5 protein-coding genes are annotated in these 3,177 nt (G+C 75.5%); all 5 read right to left on the minus strand.

What is annotated here, in order from left to right; all coding sequences use genetic code 11:
• A partial coding sequence (locus tag AC2W7A_RS10910; protein ID WP_485991372.1) for a YifB family Mg chelatase-like AAA ATPase occupies window positions 1–1,496 on the minus strand: 1,496 nt, incomplete at its 3' end.
• Window positions 1,493–1,984, minus strand: a complete 492-nt coding sequence (locus AC2W7A_RS10915) for a YraN family protein (RefSeq protein ID WP_485991373.1) — start codon at window positions 1,982–1,984, stop codon at window positions 1,493–1,495. The genes AC2W7A_RS10910 and AC2W7A_RS10915, both read right to left, overlap by 4 nt.
• 250 nt (window positions 1,985–2,234) lie before the next feature.
• Entirely contained in the window at window positions 2,235–2,570 is a 336-nt protein-coding gene (locus AC2W7A_RS10920; protein WP_485991374.1) for a DUF2469 domain-containing protein, read from the minus strand.
• On the minus strand, window positions 2,567–2,860 hold the full coding sequence (locus tag AC2W7A_RS10925; RefSeq protein ID WP_485991375.1) for a ribonuclease HII: 294 nt from the start codon (window positions 2,858–2,860) through the stop codon (window positions 2,567–2,569). The genes AC2W7A_RS10920 and AC2W7A_RS10925 overlap by 4 nt, the downstream gene beginning before the upstream one ends.
• Window positions 2,851–3,177: ribonuclease H family protein (locus AC2W7A_RS10930; RefSeq protein ID WP_485991376.1), on the minus strand; the 327-nt coding region annotated here is incomplete at its 5' end. The genes AC2W7A_RS10930 and AC2W7A_RS10925, both read right to left, overlap by 10 nt.

Below are 3,177 nucleotides of genomic sequence, written 5' to 3' on the forward strand. Positions count from 1 at the left end.
TTGAACCGGCCCCGGCGCAGGAGGGCACCCGGCATCCGCGCGTTGGCGCAGGCCCAGCGCTCGTGCTGCGCTCCGACGGCGTCCCGCACACGGGCCGCCACCGTGGCGGAGTCCTCCCCCGCCCCGGAGGAGCCGAGCTCCGCCCCCGTGACCGGGGCGACCGAGACCTGGAGGTCCACCCGGTCCAGCAGGGGCCCGGAGAGCCGTTCTGCGTAGCGGCGGCGCTGCAGCACGGTGCACCGGCATCGGCTTCCCGCGCCCTCCCCGTAGCCGCAGGGGCAGGGGTTCGCGGCCAGGACCAGCTGGAAGCGTGCCGGGTACCGGACCGTGCCGCGGGAACGGTGGAGCACCACCTCCCCGGACTCCAGCGGCTGGCGCAGGGCCTCGAGGCTGCGCCGGTCGAACTCCGGTGCCTCGTCCAGGAAGAGCACGCCGCCGTGGGCGAGCGAGGCCGCACCGGGGCGGGCCAGCCCCGCTGCCGCCCGCCGACGAGCGCCCGGGCATGGACGCCGAGTGGTGCGGGGCCTGGAACGGCGGACGGGGTGTCCAGCCGCGGTGGGGCCGCCGGCCCGTCGGAGCGGCGACGGGAGGCCAGGGGCGGCCGCCTCCAGCGCGGTGCGGTCGTCCAGGACGGGCAGGATGCCGGGCAGACGCTCGGCGAGCATGGTCTTGCCGGCTCCGGGACGGCCGGAGAGCAGCAGGTGGTGCCCGCCGGCCGCGGCGACCTCCAGCGCGTAGCGGGCCTCCCACTGGCCGACCACGTCGGAGAGGTCCGGCACGACGTCGTCGGCCGGGAGGCGCATCGCCGGACCACGGCCTCGATCCGGGCCGGCCTCCACCGGCCGGTCCCCCGCAGGAGAGGCCGACGAGAGGGCGGGACGGACGCCAGAGGTGCGCAGGCCGTCGTCGGGAAGGGAAGGGCCGGAGGGCTCCTCACCGGGGCGGACGAGGACGGGGGCAGGCTCGACACCGGGCACCGGCTCGGGCCTGCCCCCGAAGGCGTGGATCACGTGGTGCAGGTGGGCGAAGCCGCGCACCCGGGCGCCGGGGACGAGTGCGGCCTGGTCCACAGCGTCGGCCGCGACGACCATGTCCGGCAGGCCGGCGTCCACGGCCGCCATCGCCAGGGCGACCATGTCCGGGGGCCCATGCAGCGTCCCGTCCAGGCCGAGCTCGGCCAGGAACACCGGTCCGTGCACCCCGGACACCCTCCCCTCGGCGGCGTAGGCCGCCAGGACGATGGCCAGATCGTGCCCCGCGCCTCGCTTGTGCACCCCCGGCGGCAGCAGGTTCACCGTCAGGTGCCGGCGGGTCAGCGGCTGGCCGGCGTTGCGGGCCGCGGAGCGGATGCGGTCACGGCTCTCCTGCAGCGACTGGTCCGGCAGCCCGAGCAGCGTGAAGCCGGGCAGGGACTGCGCAATGTCCGCCTCCACGTCCACCACCGTGCCGCGCAGCCCGGACAGGGAGATCGAGCGGGTGCGTCCGATGCGGCTCATGGGCGCACGTCCGTCAGCAGGTCGAACCGGGGCGCCTCCCCCGGGACCACGAGCACCGCCACCGCGTCCACACGCCAGGGCTCCGCGCGCCGGGCGATCCCGGACTGGGCGTGCCACTGCCGCATGAGCCGGTGCAGCCGGGCCAGCTTGCGCGGGCCGATGGCCTCGAACGGGTCCCCGAACCCGAGCCCGGAGCGGGTCTTCACCTCGACGGCGGCCCACCAGCCCTCATGGAGGGTGACCAGGTCCAGCTCGCCGCCGGCACCGCGCCAGTTCCGCTCCACCACGGAGTAGCCCTGCGCCGTCAGCCAGTCGGCGGCGGCGTCCTCTCCGAACCGGCCCAGGGCCGTCCGGGCGGTGCTGGCCCGCGGTCGGTCGATGCGCGAGCCGGTCTCCGGGTGCGCGGGATCTGCCGCCTGGGCGGAGGCTGTGGCGTCTGCGGGCGGTCCGACCGCTGCCGTCGCGCGGTCGTCCAGGTGTGTGCCCACGGGGTGCGGGCTGTGAGCGTGTGCTGTCCTGTTCGGGGTCTGCATGGGACCACCTCCTGCCACCACGATGGACGCCGCAGTGGGGGCGCCGGGGCCGTGGGGCGGGAGTGTGGAGGACAGGAGGGGCTGTGCAGGACAGGACGCGGAGCCGTCTGCCGTGCCGTTCAGGCCGGGGCTGAAGGCCGACTGCCGCGCTGGGCAGGGCCGGGGGCGGACCACAGGGGCCGGGCCTCCGACCAGCGCCAGGGGCTCATCCGCCGAAGGGGCCGCCCGGTCCGTCCGGCGGCAGGGAGAGCTCCGGGTTCGCCGGGAGCTCCTCGATGTTCACGTCCTTGAAGGTCAGGACGCGGACCCGCTTGATGAAGCGGGCGTGCCGGTAGACGTCCCACACCCACGCGTCCTCGAGGGTGAGCTCGAAGAACACGTCGCCACCGGAGCGATGCGGGGTCAGGGACACCTCGTTGGCCAGGTAGAACCGGCGCTCGGTCTCCACCACGTAGCGGAAGAGGCCGACGACGTCCCGGTACTCGCGGTACAGCAGCAGCTCGGCCTCGGACTCGAAGTCCTCCAGGTCGTCGGCGCTCACGGGCGTTCTCCTTCCCGGCCGCCCTCGGGCCCGGCCTCCTCGTCCCACGCGAACAGCGGGGGCTCCTCGACGCGCCGCACCGGCAGCGCCCACGAGCGCCGATGGTGGACGACCGCGCCGTCCTGCTCGATCGCCGCTCGGTGTCCGGCCGAGCCGTAGCCCTTGTTGCCGGCCCACCCGTAGGCGGGGAACTCCTCATGCAGCGCCTTCATCAGATCGTCACGGTACACCTTGGCGGTGATCGAGGCCCCCGCGACCGTGGCGGCCTGGTCCTCCGCCTTCACCACCATCTGCGGCACCGGCGGCACCGGCCCCGGCACGTCCTCCACCACGGCGCGCCGGCACCCCGGGTGAGCCAGTCGTCCCGGCCGTCCAGGATGAGCGCCACAGGCTCGACGCCGGCATTGCGGCACAGCACCGACCACGCGCGGCGACCGGCCAGGGCCAGGGCGGTGGACAGCCCGTGCTCGTCGATCTCTGCCGGACTGGCCTCACCGATGCCCACGGCGGCCGCCCACTCGATGACCTCCGGCACCAGGATCCGGCGCCGGCGGTCGTGGACGGCCTTCGAGTCCCGCACGGCCGGCCGGCTCCGTCGTCCGGCTCG

It is taken from the genome of Micrococcus sp. LASM2_SD2 (assembly GCF_057364565.1).

Excerpts from the sequence above, each read along its gene's own strand:
- AC2W7A_RS10925 (WP_485991375.1), bottom strand. The coding sequence starts at position 2,860 with ATGGTGGTGAAGGCGGAGGACCAGGCCGCCACGGTCGCGGGGGCCTCG.